The organism is Pandoraea anapnoica (assembly GCF_902459765.1).
Taxonomy (GTDB): Bacteria; Pseudomonadota; Gammaproteobacteria; order Burkholderiales; family Burkholderiaceae; genus Pandoraea; species Pandoraea anapnoica.
In genome coordinates this window covers 87669-102965 of record NZ_CABPSP010000011.1, presented here as the reverse complement: position 1 = coordinate 102965, position 15297 = coordinate 87669, and the positions used below count along the sequence as shown (strand labels likewise).

Below are 15297 nucleotides of genomic sequence, written 5' to 3'. Positions count from 1 at the left end.
ACACACCTTTCACTACAAAAGTTGGAGCGTGCTACGGGGAGGGGGGGCGCGAGCCCGTCCAAAACGGAACGACGCTCGCGCCTGCCGCTTAGAAGATGTGGCGGATCCCCGTGCCCACACCGACTTGCGTCGAGTTACCCGGCAGTTCGACGCGTGCTGCGCCGCTGACCTTGTTGTAATCGACGGTGCCGTAGAGTTGCGTGCGCTTGGACAGTGCGTACTCGGCGAGCAGCACGTACGTATAGCGACGACCCGAGCCGGCGTCGCCCGCCTGCGCGTTGATGTTCTTGATGTCGTCGAAGTACGCCGCGCCGGTGATGGCGAGATTCGGCATGGCCTGAATAGTCGTGCCGAGGTAGAACGTCGTGTCCTTGCGCGGGTTGTCGTTCAGGTTGCCCGTCGTGACCGTGTGCGCAGGATCGTTGAGCGTGCCGTCGAGCCAGCCGCTGCGATCGCGTCCGCCCATGTAGCCCACAAACACCTTGGCAATGGAGACGCTGTAAATACCGCCGAGGCCCCACATCTGTTGCACACGCTTGGCGGCGTCGCGCGCTTGCTGATACACACCCGCGACCTGGAACGGGCCCATCGCGTAAGCGGCACGTGCGCCCCAGTAGTTGCTGGCGGCCATCGTGCCCGCAGTGTTGCCGAAACCGTAGGTTGCGCCGACCGACAGGCCGCCGAACGTACCGGCGTAGCTCACGGCGTTATCCACACGACCGCGCGTGATGTTGTACATCCACGAATTGTTCGCGTAGTTGCCGATGGTGAGCGGGTCGAAGTCGCCGTAGACGTTGAACGCCTCGGTGGCCTGACGGCCGATCTTGATCGTGCCGTACTGGTTTTGCAGGCCGACGAACGCATAGCGGTCGAACAGACGCGGACCGTTGGCGAGCGTACCGTTTTGCGGGTCGATGCCCGACTCCAACTGGAAGATCGCCTTCATGCCGCCGCCGAGGTCTTCCGTGCCCTTGAAGCCGAAGCGGCTGTTGGTCACGGCGCCGTTGGCGACTTGCCACAGAGCGTCGTTATTGGCGTTAGCGTTGGTCTGATAGCGCACGCTCTGGTCGACGATCCCGTACAGGGTGACGTTGCCCGTGCTTTGTGCAGCGGCGGTGGTGCTGAAGGCCAGGCCGCAAGCGGCCGAGAGGATGGCCAGACTGGCCGGAATTGCAGACTTCATGAGTCTCCTGATGACGCCTTGTAGACGTTTTATGAATGCTCTTTAAAAACGATCCGCCGTTCCTTCCGATATAGGAGACAGCGAATTCTTCTCGGCACGACGACTGCAATATCTGAAAGCACCCGACAGGAAATGCCTCACCCTTCCGGCGCGGGGGCGAGGGCTATCATATCAACGCAAAAATTGAATTTGCTTGCTATTTCTATCAAGCAACTGGCGGTAAATCGAAGGATCTGCCAGAATCCTGGGAAACTTGATGGATTCTGCCGATGAACCTCGACCTTGCCGATCTGCGCATCCTCCGCCATCTCGAACTCAATGGCCGTATTTCCAACCAGGAACTGGCGGATGCCGTCGGCCTGTCGCCGTCGGCATGCCTGCGCCGGGTGAAATTGCTGGAGGATCGGGGAGTGATTTCCGGATACCGCTGCATCGTGGACGCACAGCATATCGGCCTGGAGTTCGAAGCGCTAGTGCAAATCACGCTGCGTCCGGACGTCGATCAGTGGCATGAAAAGTTTCTGGCGTGCGTGCAGAACTGGCCCGAAGTGGTCACCGCGCGCATCGTCACCGGATCGGCTAATTACATCTTGACGGTAAGAGCGCGCAACCTCGCGCATTACTCCGACTTTATCGTCAATGAGCTGTATCGCGCGCCGGCCGTTATGTCGATTCAATCGAACATTGTCCTAAAGACAATCAAGAATACGCAGTCGCTTGTCGACCTCGTGAAGCAGAAATAAAAAATCTAGAACATATTAACTATTCTCAAAGTTCGAGAGAGAATTCTTAAAAGAAGAGACGCAGCATGGCAGTGATCACCACCATCGAGGACTTGCGGGTTCTCGCGCAACGGCGCGTACCGCGCATGTTTTACGAGTATGTCGATTCCGGCTCGTGGACCGAGTCCACGTATCGGGCCAACGCCGACGATTTCGGTGGCATCGGTTTCCGTCAGCGGGTGGCGGTCAACATCGAGCATCGCAGCACGCGCACGACGATGCTCGGCCAGCCGGTCGCCATGCCGGTCGCGCTGGCGCCTACAGGCATGACCGGCATGCAGCATGCGGACGGAGAGATCCTGGCGGCACGCGCGGCGGAAGCCTTCGGTGTGCCGTTTACGCTTTCGACCGTGTCGATCTGTTCCATCGAGGACGTGGCGGCGCACACGAAAGCGCCGTTCTGGTTTCAACTGTATGTCATGCGCGATCGCGACTTCATCGAGCGTCTGATCGACCGGGCGAAAGCGGCCGGGTGTTCGGCGCTGATGGTGACGATGGATCTGCAAATCAGCGGCCAGCGTCACAAGGACATCAAGAACGGACTGTCGGCACCGCCGAAACTCACGCTGCCGAACATCGCCAACATGATGACCAAGCCGCGCTGGTGCATGGGCATGTTGGGCACACGTCGTCGCACGTTCGGCAATATCGTCGGGCACGCCAAGGGAGTGGACGACATCGGCTCGCTGGCGGCGTGGTCAGCGGCGCAATTCGATCCGTGTCTGTCGTGGGACGACGTCGAGTGGATCAAGAAGCGCTGGGGCGGCAAGCTGGTACTCAAGGGCGTGCTCGATCCGGAGGATGCGCGTGCCGCACGCGACACCGGGGCGGACGCCATTGTGGTGAGCAATCACGGCGGGCGACAACTGGACGGTGCGATCTCGTCGATTCGCGCGTTGCCGGACATCGTAGCGGCGGTGGGGCGCGACACGGAAGTCTGGCTCGACGGTGGTATTCGTTCGGGACAGGACGTGATCAAGGCGATGGCGCTGGGCGCGAAGGGCACGCTGATCGGGCGTCCGTTCCTGTATGGTCTGGGCGCGATGGGTGAGGCCGGTGTGCGTCGCGCGCTGGAGGTGATTGCGAAGGAGATGGACGTGACGATGGCGCTTACAGGCCGCACGACCGTCGACCGTCTGGACCCGTCGATGCTTATCCCGGGCAGCTACCCCACGGGCATCGGCCCGTACTTGCCCGATCCGGGCGACCGCTAACACCGCAAACACCCGCGTCAATCGGAAAAGCCGCAGCCACCCGCTGCGGCTTTTTTCGTTTCGATAGGTCCATTCCGATAAATCGACGACCCCGCACCCTAGCAGCCAGCGCTCGGGGATGATGTCAGCGGCCTGTCTCGGCAAGCAGGAGCGAAGCACTGCGGATTTACAACAAATGTGTTGCTTTTTTTACGATAAAAATTGCAACAAATCTGTTGTATTGTTCAAATCTATCGCGGGTGACTTATGAAGTAGAACGAGTTCAGAAGATGGCTCCGTCGGCAGGGAGCCACTTTCGAACAGCATCGAGCTGGTTCCAGCCATTTTCGCGTGACGCTCAATGGACGTTCCACGGTCTTTCCCGATCATGGAGCAAAGGAAATGGGCCAGGTCTGGTGGAAGCCATCAAGAAGCAGTTGGGGCCGAAGTGAGTCCGGCAAACACCTGAGGGCACAACAAACATTCGAGGTGCACCATGTTGACCTATCCCATCACGCTTAAGCGTGATACCAATGGCACGTTGTTGGTGACGTTCCCGGACGTGCCTGAAGCGATTACGGTCGGCGAGAACGAAGCGGACGCGCGTGAACAGGCGCTCGAAGCGCTTGAGGCGGCGTTGGAGTTCTACTTCGCGCAGAAGACTGCGATTCCGTGGCCGTCGCGCCCGAAGCGGGGGCAGGCAACGATCACGCTGCCGATCATGGCGTCGATCAAAGTCCTGCTTGCCAACGAGATGATTGCCCAGAATGTGCGCAAGGCCGAGCTGGCCAGACGCATGCACGTGAATCAGGTGCAGGTGGATCGTCTGTTGAAGCTCGGATATGCATCGCGCCTCGATGCCGTGGAGTCCGCGTTCGCGATACTAGGAAAACGGCTTGAGGTTCGGGCGGTCTGAGCTCAGACACGCCCGACAGCCTGCATCAATGATGGTGTTTGTGATGACCGCGACGCTTGCCGCGATAGTGGTCATCGTCGTACGAGCTGGAGCGGGACATGTTGCCGCCGAGGGCCGCACCGGCACCGCCGCCGACGGCCGCGCCAATCAGGCCGCCCGAGCGTCCGCCCATGGCATTGCCTGCGGCCGTGCCCGCACCGCCACCCAGCGCACCGCCGAGGATTGCGCCCGTGCGCTCGCGGCGGTTCGACGTGATCGCGCCGCCAGCGCCACCGCCGACCGCACCGCCCAGCACCGCACCGGTGCTACCACCCAGCGCGCCGCCCACGGCCGCGCCTGCCACGCCGCCCAGCGCACCGCCGAGGGCATTGTTCATATCGCTGGCGGCTGCCGTCAGCGATGTCGTTGCAGCCAGCGTGGCCATCGCCACGATCGGAAAAATTCGCTTGAACATGAGTCTTGATGAGAGTTCGGATTAACGCGACGCAAGTATAAAGAGACCCCGCCGCGCCGCCGTCTCCCCAATGTTTCACTTCTCGTAAGACGGGTAACAAAGTGTTTCGGTGCGTGCAATCAAGTCACATCGACGCTATCGCCGTTCTCGGTGCCATCGACGTCGGGTGTTTCCGTCCCGCCCGTGCGGCGTCGAGACGCCACCTTCATCTCCGCCACGAAGCGGTACAACTGCGCCGCCGCAGGCGAGAGTGGACGCGCCTTGCTGCGAATCATTCCCATGCGGCGCGTGACCACCGGATCGACCAGCGGCACACTCGTGAGCAGCGGATGACCGCCGCCCGGCATCGCCATCGTCGGCACCGCCGCGACCCCGAGGCCCGCTTCCACGAGCCCGATCATCGTCGTGACGTGTTGTGTCTCGCAGATGCTCGGCGGACGTTGCGGCAAGCCGGTCAGCGCCTGATCGAGCAAGAGCCTGTTGCCCGAGGCTTTGCCGACGGTGATGTAGTCGTATTCGTATAGCTCGCGCCACGTCACCCGCTTCTTGCCCGCCAGCGGATGATCGCGACGGCACGCCGCCACGTACCGCTCCTGCAACAGCAGCTTGAACTCGATGTTCGGCTCCTGGCTGCCGATGAAATTCAGACCGAAATCGGCATCGCCGTTCACCACGGCCGCCAGCACCTCATTGGCGCTCGCGTCGAGCACTGAAACGCGAATGCGCGGGAAGGCCCGGTGATAGCGCGAGATCACTTGCGGCATGAAGTAGTAGGCGGCCGACGGCACGCAGGCTATCGTCACGTGCCCGAGACTCGACGACGCGACGTCGCGAATCCCCAGTAGCGCATTGTCGAGATCGTCGAGGATCCGCTCCGCATCGCGGGCGAAAGCGCGACCCACATTGGTCAGCGCCACACGACGCGTACTACGCTCGAAAAGTTTGACGCCCAACGCGTCTTCCAACTTGTCGATGCGACGCGACAACGCAGGCTGGGAGAGATGGATCGACTCGGCCGCGCGACGAAAGCTCGCGAGTTGCGCGACCGCGCGGAAGGCCTGCAGATCGTTCAGATCGAAGTTGATCGCCATGACATGGGGGGATGAATGCCGTACAAGCGCACGGCGGACCTGAAACCCCTAATGGCAAGGGGGAGCGGGCAGCGACCGGTGCGGCGCAGAGTGTAACGTGTTACCGCTCGGTAGGTGCATAAGCATCCTGCCATTGATAGCGTATGCGCATCAATCTTTCCAAAAATTGCAATTCACAAGCGCGGAACTTCCGGCGCAACATTAGCGGCTTCATCAAGCGTCCGTGACGGCTCGACACGTCCCTGGCAGAGACGCAGTGCGACGATTAATCTCGGCCCGACCCCCCGGGCCGCAGGCAACACGGAGACAGCGCATGTCACAGCGCCCCCAAGATGCGGTTTCGCGTCAATCCTCGAAAGTCGGCGCGGTCATTCGCGTCACCGCTGGTAACTTCCTCGAACAATTCGATTTCTTCCTGTTCGGTTTCTACGCCACCCAGATTTCCCGCGTCTTCTTCCCGACGGACAGCGAGTTTGCGTCGCTCATGCTGACCTTCGCCGTATTCGGGGCAGGCTTCCTGATGCGTCCGCTAGGCGCCATCGTGCTGGGGGCTTACATCGATAACGTTGGCCGTCGCAAAGGGCTGGTCACGACGCTGGCCATTATGGCGAGCGGCACGATCCTCATTGCCTTCGTGCCCGGCTACGAAACCATTGGTCTCGCAGCCCCTGTGCTGGTGCTGATCGGCCGGTTGCTGCAAGGCTTCTCGGCCGGTGCCGAACTCGGTGGCGTGTCCGTGTATCTCGCGGAAATTGCGACGCCGGGCCGCAAGGGCTTCTACACGAGCTGGCAGTCGGCCAGCCAACAGGTCGCCATCGTCGTCTCGGCGGCGCTCGGCTTCACGCTGTCGCTCACGCTCACCGCGCAGCAGATCGCGGCATGGGGCTGGCGTCTGCCGTTCCTCGTGGGCTGCATGATCGTGCCGGTAATCTTTGCACTGCGCCGCTCGCTTCAGGAAAGCGACGAGTTCAAGGCGCGCAAGCGTCACCCGTCGGTCGGTGAAGTGTTCCGCTCGATGGCGGCGAACCTTGGCGTCGTGATCGGCGGCACCATGCTCGTGGCGCTGACCACGACGGCGTTCTACCTCATCACCGTCTATGCCCCGACGTTCGGCAAGAGCGTGCTGCACCTGTCGAGCGCCGACGCGCTGCTCGTCACGCTGTGCGTGGGTGTGTCGAATTTCATCTGGCTGCCGATCGGCGGCACGCTGTCGGACCGTATCGGCCGTCGTCCGGTGTTGCTGCTCTTCGCAGGTCTCACGCTGCTGACGGCTTACCCGGTGTTGTCATTCCTCGTGCAGGCCCCGAGCTTCACGCGCATGCTGGTCGCGCTGCTGTGGCTCTCGTTCCTGTACGGCATGTACAACGGGGCGATGATCCCGGCGCTGACCGAAGTCATGCCGCCGGACGTGCGCGTCGCTGGCTTCTCGCTCGCGTATAGCTTGGCAACGGCGCTTTTCGGCGGCTTTACGCCGGCCCTCTCGACGTATCTGATTCACGCGACGGGCGACAAGGCCGCACCGGGCTATTGGATGAGCTTCGCTGCGCTGTGCGCCATCTGCGCGACGCTGGCGCTCTATCGCGGCCGCCGCGGCGGTCAGAACCCGGCCGGACTCGCGGCGGGCTGATATCACCGGATACCGGACGCCACCGCAGCGGCACGGCGTCCGCATCATCCCCATTCACAATAACGAGAGACAGGTCACACCATGAAAGGCATTTCGACGCGACGTCTGCTGAGCTCACTGGGCGCGGGCATCGTCCTGACAGCGACGCTCGCCGCTGCACCGGCGAGCGCAGAAAATCTCAACGTCATGAATTCCGGCGGGTTCACGGCGGCGTACAAGCTGCTGCTGCCCAAGTTTGAAGCCGCGAGTGGCGATCACGTCGACACGGCGTGGGGGCCGTCGATGGGCAAGGCGCCCGAAGCGATTCCGAACCGGCTGGCGCGCGGCGAATCGGCCGACGTCGTCATCATGGTCGGTTACGCGCTCGACGACCTGATCAAGGCAGGTAAAGTGCGTGCGGACTCGCGCGTCGATCTGGCCGACTCGCGCATCGGCGTCGTGGTCAAGGCCGGTGAAGTCGTGCCCGACGTCAGCACGCCGGAGAAGCTGAAGGCGGCGCTGCTGGCGGCCAAATCGGTCGCGTACTCGGACAGCGCGAGCGGCGTGTATGTCGAGCGCGAACTGTTCAAGAAACTGGGCATTGCCGAGCAGATGCAAGGCAAGGCGGTGATGGTGCAGAAGACGCCAGTGGCCGAAAAGGTGGCGGCGGGCGATTACGCACTCGGTTTGCAACAGGTCAGCGAATTGCTGCCGGTCAAAGGCATCGCCTTTGCGGGCAAGATTCCCGAGTCGCTGCAATCGGTCACGCGCTTCGCCGGTGGCGTGCCCGTGAATGCACCCCATCCGGAAGAAGGCAAGAAGCTGCTGACGTATATGGCGGCGCCGTCCGTGGCCAAAGATGTTGAATCGACCGGTCTTGATCCGCTGATGCACTGATTCGGTGGTAGTTTCGCAGGAAAGCCAACGCGGCCCGATGAACGTCGGGCCGCGTTTTTTTCTGCCTCGCAACGTCGCTGCGGATGAGCGAATCCAGATAGCGAATATGTGAAATAATTTTTTCGCTTCGGTATCGGGCCGGGATTGGCCGACAATGACGCATCAGACAGAGGCGTCGCACCGGACGACGTCGATACCATCCGCAGCGAGGAGAGAGACATGGCCGCCGTGCCGAACCTGAACGACATCGTCGCGCTCGACGCGCTGGCGCTGTCCGACGCTATTCATCGTCGTCGCGTGTCCTGCCGCGAGGTCATGCAGGCGTATCTCGCGCACATCGCGCAGTACAACCCCGAGGTCAACGCCATCGTGTCGCTGCGCGACGCGCAGACGTTGCTGGCCGAAGCCGACGCGCGCGACCATCAACTGGCCAGCGGTGAGTCGCTCGGCTGGATGCACGGCATGCCGCATGCGGTGAAGGACATCGCGTCGTGCGCCGGATTGCCCACGCGCAAGGGGTCGCCGTTGACATCCGACGCTCCGGACACGCAGGACAGCATCAGTGTGTCGCGCATTCGCGCGGCCGGGGCCATCTTCATCGGCAAGACGAACGTCTCCGAGTTCGGACTCGGTTCGCACAGCTACAACCCTGTCTTTGGCACCACGGGCAACGCCTATGCTCCCACGCGCATTGCCGGTGGCAGCAGCGGCGGCGCGGGCAGCGCACTGGCGCTGCGCCTGTTGCCGGTGGCCGACGGAAGCGACTTTATGGGCTCGCTACGCAACCCGGCGGCATTCGGCAACGTCTACGGATTCCGGCCGTCGCAAGGCCGTGTGCCGTACGGTCCGGCACCGGAAGTCTTCGTGCAGCAAATGAGCACCGAAGGACCGATGGGACGCACGGTCGCCGACGTCGCTCAACTGCTCGACACGCAGTCCGGCTACGACAAACGCAGCCCGCTGTCGATTGCGAACGGCGCGTCCCGATTCGCCAGTGCCTTGCAGCGTGATGTCAAGGGACTGAAGCTCGGCTGGCTCGGTGACTACGGTGGCTATCTGCCGATGGAAGACGGTGTGATGGCGCTGTGCGAGGCATCGCTGAAGGATTTCAGCGCGATGGGATGCGAGGTCGAGGCGTGCGCGCCCGACTTCGCGCCTGACCGGCTGTGGCAGACGTGGCTCACGCTGCGTCACTGGATGGTGAACGGCTCGCTCGGTGAGATGTACGCCGATCCGGCGCGTCGCGAGAAACTCAAGCCGGAAGCGCGATGGGAGGTGGAAGGCGGCGAAACGCTGCGCGCGACCGACGTGTTTCGTGCGTCCATCGACCGCAGCGAATGGTACCGGTCGCTGGCGCGTCTGTTCGAGCGTTACGACTTCCTGCTGCTGCCGTCGGCGCAGGTGTTCCCGTTCGAAGCGCAGACGCACTGGCCTTCCGAGATCGCGGGCAAATCGATGGACACCTATCACCGCTGGATGGAGGTCGTGATCGGGCCGACACTCGCAGGCTTGCCCGCGATCAGTGTGCCGATCGGGTTCGACGCACGCGGGCTGCCCATGGGCCTGCAGATCATCGGACCGGCGCAGGCCGATCTTGCGGTGCTGCAACTTGCGCATGCGCATGAGCAGCAGACGCAGTGGGTGCGGCGTCGTTTGCCGCCGATGCTGGCGGGGCGGTGACACGTCGCGCAGTCATCAAACCGCGCAGGCAAACGTCTTACTTAGGACGCGACGCCTGCGCGCGTGCCCGCAGCGGCTTGAGGAGTTCGCCGAGCGCGTTATGGTCGATTTCGTGCATCAGCGCGAGCAGACGGCCGATCTCGTTGGGGGGAAAGCCTTCGCGGGCGAACCAACTGAGGTAGTTGCCCGGCAGGTCGGCGATCATCGTGCCCTTGTGCTTGCCGTAGGGCATGGGCGTGGTTACGAGGCGCATCAGCGCGTCGGCGTCGAAATTAAGCATGAGCGCAGGTATAGCTCAAACCCGCGACGTCAGCAACTGCCACCCTGCCGCACCGAAGACGACGGCAAGGCAGCCATCGAGCCAACGGCGGATTCTGATGTACACGCGCCGTGCGGTTTGCGTCGAGAACAACATCGCGTAGCCGCAAAAGATCGTCAGCCCGAGCACCGCGCAGCCGGGCACGACGGCCACCGGCATGCTCCCGTCCGGCCCCGACGACAACGCGACCACGGACATCCACCCCAGCACCGCCTTCGGATTGGTGAGATGGAATAGCGTGCCGCGCACGTAAAGGCGCTTGAGAGACAACACCCCGTTGGCGTCCGTCGGCACGAACGTCGCTGCCTTTGACGGACGCAGCGCTGCACGCCCCGACTTGAACGCCAGCCACAGCAGATACGCACCACCGAAAAGCTTGAGCGCAACGAGGAACTGCGCGTAGGCAAGCAGCGTGGCCGAGATACCGAGCATGGCGACCGTCGCCCAGAACAACGAGCCGGACATGACGCCCAGTGCGAACGTGAGCGCCGGACGGCGGCCATGGTTGGCGGCAATGGACATGATCGCGAGATTGCTCGGGCCGGGACTCGCGGCGTTGACGAAGTACGCCGTGAAGGCGACCAGAAGATGGGCGGAGAGCGCGGTGCTGACGATCATGGCGGACCTTGGGCCCGATGACCGGTGCCCGGTGAAGGGGGCCAGCGGACGGGCAATCTGACGGGGAATCGTCAAAGTGTCCGGGCGCGACTCGCCTCGCGCCATAGACAGTTCGCGTGATTTCTACCGTGCCAGTTGGCTATGGGTCTGCCCTGCGCCCATCCGCTTAAGCGTTCCGCCTCGTCACTCCTCATACCTTGACGGGGAAGCGCCGGTCGAAGGTCGGCCGGACGTCGAGCGGCTGACGTAACAACCCGACCTGCGCGTAGAAGTCCGCCGTGCGTTGTTGCTCGGCGACGAGTGCGTCGTCGATGTTGCGCCATTTCGTCGCGCGCCGCGAGAACTGGAGCTTCGCCGCTTCGACGGGAATGCCGATGATGCGCGCCATCGCGACCGAGAACGCGTCCACGTGCTGGTACGACCAGACTTGCGCGCGCACCACCCGAGCCAGAAAGTCGCGCAGCACTTCCTGTTTGGCGGCGATGGCCGCGTCCGTCGCGGCGAGATAGCTCAGCCCCGACCATAGCCCCCGACCGTTCACCAGCACCCGCGCCCGCCCGGTCGTCTCTGCCACTGCCGTGTATGGCTCCCACGTAGCCCAGGCGTCGACCGAGCCACTCGCCAGTGCGGTGATCGTATCGGCCGGGGGGAGGAAGCGGAAATTGACGTCGCCCGGCGCAAGTCCTGCCGCCGTGATCGCCTTGAGCGTGACGAAGTGCCCGATGGAGCCGCGCGTCGTGCCGATGTTCTTGCCCTTGAGGTCGACGGCGGTGCGCAGCGTCGCGTCGGGGCGCACGAGCACGGCGGTGCCGAAAGCGTCCGAGCGATTGGCGCCGATGATTTTGATGGCCGCACCGGCGGACAGCGCGAAGATCACCGGCGCGTCGCCAATCGGTCCGCAGTCGACTGCACCGGCGTTGAGCGCTTCGGCCAGCGGTGCGGCGGCGGGAAATTCCGTCCACTGGATGTCGTACGGCAACTGCTTCAGTTCGTCGGCCGCTTCGAGCAGCGCCCGCAGTCCGCCTTTCTGGTCGCCGGCTTTGAGGACAGGGCGTCCCGATTGAGCGAACGAGGTGCCCGGCAGCGCGAGCGTGGTCAGCGCACCGGCGGCGCTGGAAGTCGTGACGTACTGCAGGAAACGGCGTCGGGAAATCGTCATGATGAAAGCCTGAGGTGGATCGGAAGATTCTTGAGGTTGAGGTGTTGGCTGTGCGCGCAAACGGGCGTTAATGCACGAAGCCGCCTTTGACGAAGCGCACCGGGTCGCCATCCATCTCGAGAAGCGTGGCGGTGAGTGGGTCGCGCGCAGGCGATTTGTCGCCGACTTGCAGCGAGGTCGATGTCGTGCACATCAGGCCGCCGTCGGCCCAGCCGCGACGTCCTGCCGGGGCGAGCGCGCGCAGCCAGCCGTCGCGATCCGCCAGCCACTCGGTGCCCGCCAGATCGGATGCCGACGCGCCCGCGATCTGCGCGAAGACTTGCCACGCTTCGCTCGCATCGGCGACACAGTCCGCACGGGTACCGAACAGCGGCGTGACGTTGCCGGGCGTGCCTCGCGTGGCCACAGTAGCCACCTTGCGCACGGAAGCCGCCGCGAGCCGTGTCGCCTGAACGTCGTCGCGCCGGATCAGCAGCGTGAGGAATCGCGGGTCTTCGAACGGCGGCGGATGGGCGGCGTCGACCGCCACTACACGAACGCGCTGATTGCCGCGCCATGCGTCCAGCGTACGGTCGGGACGGCCCGCGCATTTCACGGCGACCGACGGCAGCGCAATCGGCACGGGCCAGCTACCCCCGGCGGACATGCCTGCGGACGCGGACAACACGCGCATGTAATCGAGGGCGTCCCACACTTCGCGGTCGCTCAGACGGCCGAGGAAACCGGGCATGGTGACGCCCTGATCGTCGCGCATGCCGTACAGCACGTGCCAGAACAGTTCCCCGTCGGCGCGACGGCTCAGCAACGCACTCGCCATCGTGGGCGGCCAGCGCCTGAGCGTGGCGGCGAGTGGCCCCTCGCCGCGTCCATCCGCGCCGTGGCAGGTGGCGCATTGCGCCGAGTAGATACGTGCGCCGCGCGCGATGCTATCGACTGTGAAGCCCGTCGGACTCGTATGAAAGCTGGTCGGCACGGCTGCCGTCAGCCACAACTGAGGCGATGGCCACGGTGCGAGGACGAGCGCACCGATGGCCGCCACCGTCAGCCAACGCCACGCACGTCGCCAGCACACGGCGAGCAGCAGGCAAACGACGGCGAACGCGATAGCCGCGAGCATCCACGCGAACTGTCGGGCGAGCGCCACGTCGATGACGAGGTTCTCACCCGCGATGCGTTGCGCCCACGGCCACGCGGGCGCGCCGTGCGAATCGTCGGTAATGCCGAGCGCATAGAGCGCGCCGAGCCACGTCGACTGCACGAACTGCAAGGCCTGCAGTAACGCATTGAGCCAGAGATGGGAAGGCGGCGAGGTCATCGGTGCAGAGGCGACTTCAACGACATCGCAGTACGGCGAACCAATCGGCTAACGACAGCACGCAATTCAGAATTACCAGCTTGCATCGAGCCCCAGATGTCGAAGCGCTTCGTGGCGCAGTTCGGTGATACGGGCGTCGCCGCGATGACGCGGGTAGGGCAGATCCACATGCAGCTCCGCCACGATCTTTGCCGGGCGCGGGCTGAACACGATCACGCGTTGCGCGAGGAAAAGTGCCTCCTCAACGTCGTGCGTGACGAGCAGCGCAGAGAACCCTGCGCGCTGCCACAACTCGACGAGTTCGCTTTGCATCGCCAGTCGCGTGAGCGAGTCGAGCTTGCCAAGCGGTTCGTCGAGCACTAGCAGACGCGGATCGTTCACGAGCGCACGCGCGAGTGCGACCCGTTGCGCCATGCCACCCGAGAGTTGATGCGGGAAGGCGTCGGCAAACTCGGAGAGGCCCACGCGCGCGAGCGCCGCATCGACACGATGACGTTCTTTCCCGAGCACGCCGCGCGCTTGCAGACCGAGCGCGACGTTGTCGCGCACAGTTCGCCAGGGGTAGAGCGTCGGGTCCTGAAACACCACGATGCGCGAGGGATCGGGGCGTGTGATGGCCGTACCGTCCTGCGTGATGGTGCCGCGTGTGGCCGTTTCCAGACCGGCGACAAGGCGCAGCAACGTGGACTTGCCGCACCCGCTGGGGCCGAGCAGCGCGACGAATTCCCCGGGCGCGACTCTCAGATCGACAGCGTCGAGCACCTGCAAGGGTGACTGACGCGAGCCGAACCAATGGCTCACTGCCTGGATATCGATCTGCGCGCCGGTGTCGTTGGCCGGGTGTGCGCCATCGTGAGTCGACGGCGATGTCACACCGGCATCCGCACCTGCGAACGTGGGGGACAAAGTGGCGGCGCTTACCATTTGACGGTTCCTTTCTGCCAGGCGAGCGCACGGTCGCGCACGGTGAAGAGCAGCGTGATGACGCCGGAGAAGAGCAGGGCCATGACGATCAGCGCGGCGTACATATTCACGTACGACGCCCAGCCTTGCGCCCACGTGAGATACCAGCCGAGACCGGACTTCACGCCCATCATTTCGGCCGTCACGAGCACCGAGAACGACGCGCCGAGTCCCATGAACAGGCCGACGAAGACATTCGGCAGCGCGGCGGGAATCGCCACGCGCAGCACCAGAAACGCTTCCGATGCGCCCAGCGTGCGTGCCACGTCGTAATAGCTCTTGTTGACGCCTGCGACGCCCGACCACGTGAGCACGGCGACGGGAAAGGCTGTCGACAATGCGATGAGGAAGGCCGCCGCCGAGTAGCTCGACGGGAAGAAGTAGAACGTGAGCGGCAACAACGCCGTGGCGGGCACGGGCCCGAGCACGCGAAGTACCGGATGCACCCAATACCCGATAGCGCGTGACCAGCCGATCGAGACACCGATCAGAAAGCCCGCAATCGCACCGAAGCCGAAGCCCAGACCGAGCAGCTTGAGCGTGTTCGCGGCGCTGTCGCCAAGACGTCGCCAGTCTTCCGTGTAGACCTCGATGAGCGCCTGCGGCGGTGCGAAGAACGGCGTGGGCAGCGAGCCGGTCTTCGCGGTGAGGATTTCCCAGGCGGAGAGCGCCACCGCAATGGCCACGAGCCACGGCCCCGCACCCGTCAGGGCTTCACGCAACCGCAGCAGCGGCGGTGTCGCGCGCCCGGCGACGGATAGCAACGCTAGCAAGGCGGCCACAGCCAGCGCAAACACGCCCAACTCGTCGGTGAAGGCCCAGTCGGAGAAGCCGACGACCTTGTTCGGCCAGCGCAGCGTGAGCGCACCGAAGGCGGCCCACGCCAGCGCGGCGGCGAAGCCCACGCCCCACAGCGCAGACGTACGCGGGGCGGCGAACAACTGGTCGATCTGCGTTTCGTCGAAGGCCGGGATGCGCGGCACGGAAGCTGCGTTCGCCGCACTTGTCCGCAGCGCGGACCCTTCGGTCTGTTCCGTCAGTTCAAGCGCACTGGCGGGCGATGCACCGCGCAGTGCGGCGTTGTCGAGAATGGCACTCATGATCACTTGTCCGGGAGGTAC

Annotated in this window: 15 protein-coding genes; 6 read left to right on the top strand and 9 right to left on the bottom strand. The window is 63.9% G+C overall.

The features are described from left to right. Positions 1-88: 88 nt before the first annotated feature. Positions 89-1183: a porin gene (locus PAN31117_RS17955; RefSeq protein WP_150739406.1), complete on the bottom strand. Its 1095-nt coding sequence runs from the start codon at positions 1181-1183 to the stop codon at positions 89-91. A 269-nt stretch (positions 1184-1452) separates the two neighbouring features. Here PAN31117_RS17955 and PAN31117_RS17950 point away from each other — a divergent pair, with 269 nt between their 5' ends. From PAN31117_RS17950 to PAN31117_RS17935, 3 genes are all read left to right on the top strand, one after another. Continuing rightward, on the top strand, positions 1453-1926 hold the full coding sequence (locus PAN31117_RS17950; RefSeq protein WP_058377695.1) for an Lrp/AsnC family transcriptional regulator: 474 nt from the start codon (positions 1453-1455) through the stop codon (positions 1924-1926). Between the two features lie 65 nt (positions 1927-1991). Beyond that, complete coding sequence (locus tag PAN31117_RS17945; protein ID WP_150739405.1) at positions 1992-3179, top strand: alpha-hydroxy acid oxidase; 1188 nt, start codon at positions 1992-1994, stop codon at positions 3177-3179. A gap of 475 nt (positions 3180-3654) precedes the next feature. Next, on the top strand, positions 3655-4074 hold the full coding sequence (locus PAN31117_RS17935; RefSeq protein ID WP_150739404.1) for a type II toxin-antitoxin system HicB family antitoxin: 420 nt from the start codon (positions 3655-3657) through the stop codon (positions 4072-4074). A gap of 25 nt (positions 4075-4099) precedes the next feature. Here the strand turns inward: PAN31117_RS17935 and PAN31117_RS17930 are convergent, their stop codons facing one another. After that, positions 4100-4528: a hypothetical protein gene (locus PAN31117_RS17930; protein WP_150739403.1), complete on the bottom strand. Its 429-nt coding sequence runs from the start codon at positions 4526-4528 to the stop codon at positions 4100-4102. Positions 4529-4647: 119 nt separating this feature from the next. Further along, positions 4648-5619, bottom strand: coding sequence for a LysR family transcriptional regulator (locus PAN31117_RS17925; RefSeq protein ID WP_150739402.1), 972 nt, complete (start codon positions 5617-5619; stop codon positions 4648-4650). 313 nt (positions 5620-5932) lie between these two features. Between PAN31117_RS17925 and PAN31117_RS17920 the strand changes: the two genes are divergently transcribed. The 3 genes from PAN31117_RS17920 to PAN31117_RS17910 all read left to right on the top strand — a co-directional run bounded on the left by PAN31117_RS17920 (position 5933) and on the right by PAN31117_RS17910 (position 9802). Further along, positions 5933-7246, top strand: a complete 1314-nt coding sequence (locus tag PAN31117_RS17920) for an MFS transporter (RefSeq protein WP_150739401.1) — start codon at positions 5933-5935, stop codon at positions 7244-7246. A gap of 81 nt (positions 7247-7327) precedes the next feature. Next, positions 7328-8122, top strand: a complete 795-nt coding sequence (locus PAN31117_RS17915) for a substrate-binding domain-containing protein (RefSeq protein WP_150739400.1) — start codon at positions 7328-7330, stop codon at positions 8120-8122. A 219-nt stretch (positions 8123-8341) separates the two neighbouring features. Continuing rightward, a complete protein-coding gene (locus PAN31117_RS17910) occupies positions 8342-9802 on the top strand; it encodes an amidase (protein ID WP_150739399.1) in 1461 nt (486 codons plus the stop codon). 37 nt (positions 9803-9839) lie between these two features. On the opposite strand, the gene PAN31117_RS17905 is transcribed toward PAN31117_RS17910, so the two are convergent. The 6 genes from PAN31117_RS17905 to PAN31117_RS17880 form a co-directional block, all read right to left on the bottom strand. Further along, positions 9840-10082 (bottom strand): DUF3820 family protein, encoded by a 243-nt coding sequence (locus PAN31117_RS17905; RefSeq protein WP_150739398.1) that lies wholly within the window; start codon positions 10080-10082, stop codon positions 9840-9842. A 15-nt stretch (positions 10083-10097) separates the two neighbouring features. Next, positions 10098-10739 (bottom strand): LysE family translocator, encoded by a 642-nt coding sequence (locus PAN31117_RS17900; protein ID WP_150739397.1) that lies wholly within the window; start codon positions 10737-10739, stop codon positions 10098-10100. Positions 10740-10929: 190 nt separating this feature from the next. After that, positions 10930-11898: an ABC transporter substrate-binding protein gene (locus tag PAN31117_RS17895; RefSeq protein ID WP_150739396.1), complete on the bottom strand. Its 969-nt coding sequence runs from the start codon at positions 11896-11898 to the stop codon at positions 10930-10932. Between the two features lie 67 nt (positions 11899-11965). Continuing rightward, entirely contained in the window at positions 11966-13213 is a 1248-nt protein-coding gene (locus PAN31117_RS17890) for a c-type cytochrome (protein WP_150739395.1), read from the bottom strand. Between the two features lie 72 nt (positions 13214-13285). After that, complete coding sequence (locus tag PAN31117_RS17885) at positions 13286-14137, bottom strand: ABC transporter ATP-binding protein (protein ID WP_150739394.1); 852 nt, start codon at positions 14135-14137, stop codon at positions 13286-13288. After that, the gene (locus PAN31117_RS17880) at positions 14131-15276 is read right to left on the bottom strand and encodes an ABC transporter permease (protein WP_246189152.1); all 1146 of its coding nucleotides are present in this window, start codon (positions 15274-15276) and stop codon (positions 14131-14133) included. The genes PAN31117_RS17885 and PAN31117_RS17880 overlap by 7 nt, the downstream gene beginning before the upstream one ends. Positions 15277-15297 lie beyond the last annotated feature (21 nt).

Bases quoted from the DNA above. Each gene is read 5' to 3' on its own strand.
- PAN31117_RS17955 (WP_150739406.1), bottom strand. From the start codon at position 1,183: ATGAAGTCTGCAATTCCGGCCAGTCTGGCCATCCTCTCGGCCGCTTGC.
- PAN31117_RS17950 (WP_058377695.1), top strand. From the start codon at position 1,453: ATGAACCTCGACCTTGCCGATCTGCGCATCCTCCGCCATCTCGAACTC.
- PAN31117_RS17945 (WP_150739405.1), top strand. From the start codon at position 1,992: ATGGCAGTGATCACCACCATCGAGGACTTGCGGGTTCTCGCGCAACGG.
- PAN31117_RS17935 (WP_150739404.1), top strand. From the start codon at position 3,655: ATGTTGACCTATCCCATCACGCTTAAGCGTGATACCAATGGCACGTTG.
- PAN31117_RS17930 (WP_150739403.1), bottom strand. From the start codon at position 4,528: ATGTTCAAGCGAATTTTTCCGATCGTGGCGATGGCCACGCTGGCTGCA.
- PAN31117_RS17925 (WP_150739402.1), bottom strand. From the start codon at position 5,619: ATGGCGATCAACTTCGATCTGAACGATCTGCAGGCCTTCCGCGCGGTC.
- PAN31117_RS17920 (WP_150739401.1), top strand. From the start codon at position 5,933: ATGTCACAGCGCCCCCAAGATGCGGTTTCGCGTCAATCCTCGAAAGTC.
- PAN31117_RS17915 (WP_150739400.1), top strand. From the start codon at position 7,328: ATGAAAGGCATTTCGACGCGACGTCTGCTGAGCTCACTGGGCGCGGGC.
- PAN31117_RS17910 (WP_150739399.1), top strand. From the start codon at position 8,342: ATGGCCGCCGTGCCGAACCTGAACGACATCGTCGCGCTCGACGCGCTG.
- PAN31117_RS17905 (WP_150739398.1), bottom strand. From the start codon at position 10,082: ATGCTTAATTTCGACGCCGACGCGCTGATGCGCCTCGTAACCACGCCC.
- PAN31117_RS17900 (WP_150739397.1), bottom strand. From the start codon at position 10,739: ATGATCGTCAGCACCGCGCTCTCCGCCCATCTTCTGGTCGCCTTCACG.
- PAN31117_RS17895 (WP_150739396.1), bottom strand. From the start codon at position 11,898: ATGACGATTTCCCGACGCCGTTTCCTGCAGTACGTCACGACTTCCAGC.
- PAN31117_RS17890 (WP_150739395.1), bottom strand. From the start codon at position 13,213: ATGACCTCGCCGCCTTCCCATCTCTGGCTCAATGCGTTACTGCAGGCC.
- PAN31117_RS17885 (WP_150739394.1), bottom strand. From the start codon at position 14,137: ATGGTAAGCGCCGCCACTTTGTCCCCCACGTTCGCAGGTGCGGATGCC.
- PAN31117_RS17880 (WP_246189152.1), bottom strand. From the start codon at position 15,276: ATGAGTGCCATTCTCGACAACGCCGCACTGCGCGGTGCATCGCCCGCC.